This window comes from Chthonomonas sp. (assembly GCF_035294165.1).
GTDB lineage: Bacteria > Armatimonadota > Chthonomonadetes > Chthonomonadales > Chthonomonadaceae > Chthonomonas.
In genome coordinates, this window is record NZ_DATGLN010000143.1 from 1 (window position 1) to 1,145 (window position 1,145).

Below are 1,145 nucleotides of genomic sequence, written 5' to 3' on the forward strand. Positions count from 1 at the left end.
CCATAGGTATGGAAGGTAAGTCCGCCGGTGATGTTTGGATGGCTCGTGATAAACTGCAGCAGATTGTGCACTTCAGGCTCGCTGCCGGGAAAGGGGCCGGCGCCGCGTTGTTGATGCTCCTGGCGCCAATGAGCGGGAAAGTTCCGATTAAGGTCAAGCCCCTCCTTATTGCGCTGCAGCGCTAAGGTGTAACCATCCCAATTTTCCAAAATCCCTTCCGGCAGAATGCGATAGTAGGTTCCTCCGGTCTCGGTAGGCTCGCGGCGCACCATGAGGCGCGGATGCTCTGGGTGGATTTTCCACGGTCCGTTCGGGTCGGGGATGCGCATATTCAGTATGCGCCCATCTCCATCTACGTCCTCAATACGCAGGCCTTCTATAGGCTCCTCATCGTAGGGATAGGGTCGAACGCTGGAGCGGAGAAAGCGCGGTTTATCGGAAAAATAGAGTTCGGCTCCATCTGGATTAACGCGCGGAACGACATAGAAGGCGCGGCTATCCAGAGCGCGTGTAACGTCCGGATCGCTTCCATAGCGGGTGGCGAGGTAGTGCAGAATATAGAGGCAGGCCGAGGAGGCCGACACCTCTGTGGCATGGATATTGCCGTCGCACCAATAGGCCGGTTTTTCGGTGTCGGGGCCGGTGTCGAAGCGGGTGGCCGTTACAAGCCACACATCACGCCCCTCGTAGCTCTTCCCGATCGCTTCCAGTCGCAGCAGATGAGGGAAGGCCTCTACAAGTGCCTGCAGACACTCTGTAAGCGCGGCATAGGGATAGTAGGTGTCGAATCGAATATCGCTAAGCTGCATATTCCAAATCCATACAAAGTCTCCGGCATCTTGTTTCGCCATCGGACGGAGAAGTTCCTGCTCCCTCGCATCGTGGATAACCTAAACAGAAAGACGAGGCGGATGAGCCTCGTCTTTCCAGCGTCCCTGCGCCTCCACGCCTTTGTGGGGCGCATTCTCTTTTGTGTTCAAATCTATGTCAACACCCTTCGTTGTCGAAGAGCGATTACATGGTAGCAGGGAAGAGGCTGCGGCTCTTCGTTATCTGCGCCATGCACGTCCTGCACGTGTTTGCAACCTCTTCGTTTTGGTTATTCCAAACCCACGAGGATTTCTCAACACGGTAACTCTACCAGG

1 protein-coding gene is annotated in these 1,145 nt (G+C 55.6%); it reads right to left on the reverse strand.

Annotated elements, in window-relative coordinates; all coding sequences use genetic code 11:
* Positions 1 to 851 (reverse strand): M14 family metallopeptidase (locus VKV29_RS07000; RefSeq protein WP_324200589.1); only part of this gene is annotated, 851 nt, incomplete at its 3' end.
* Between the last annotated feature and the right edge of the window lie 294 nt (positions 852 to 1,145).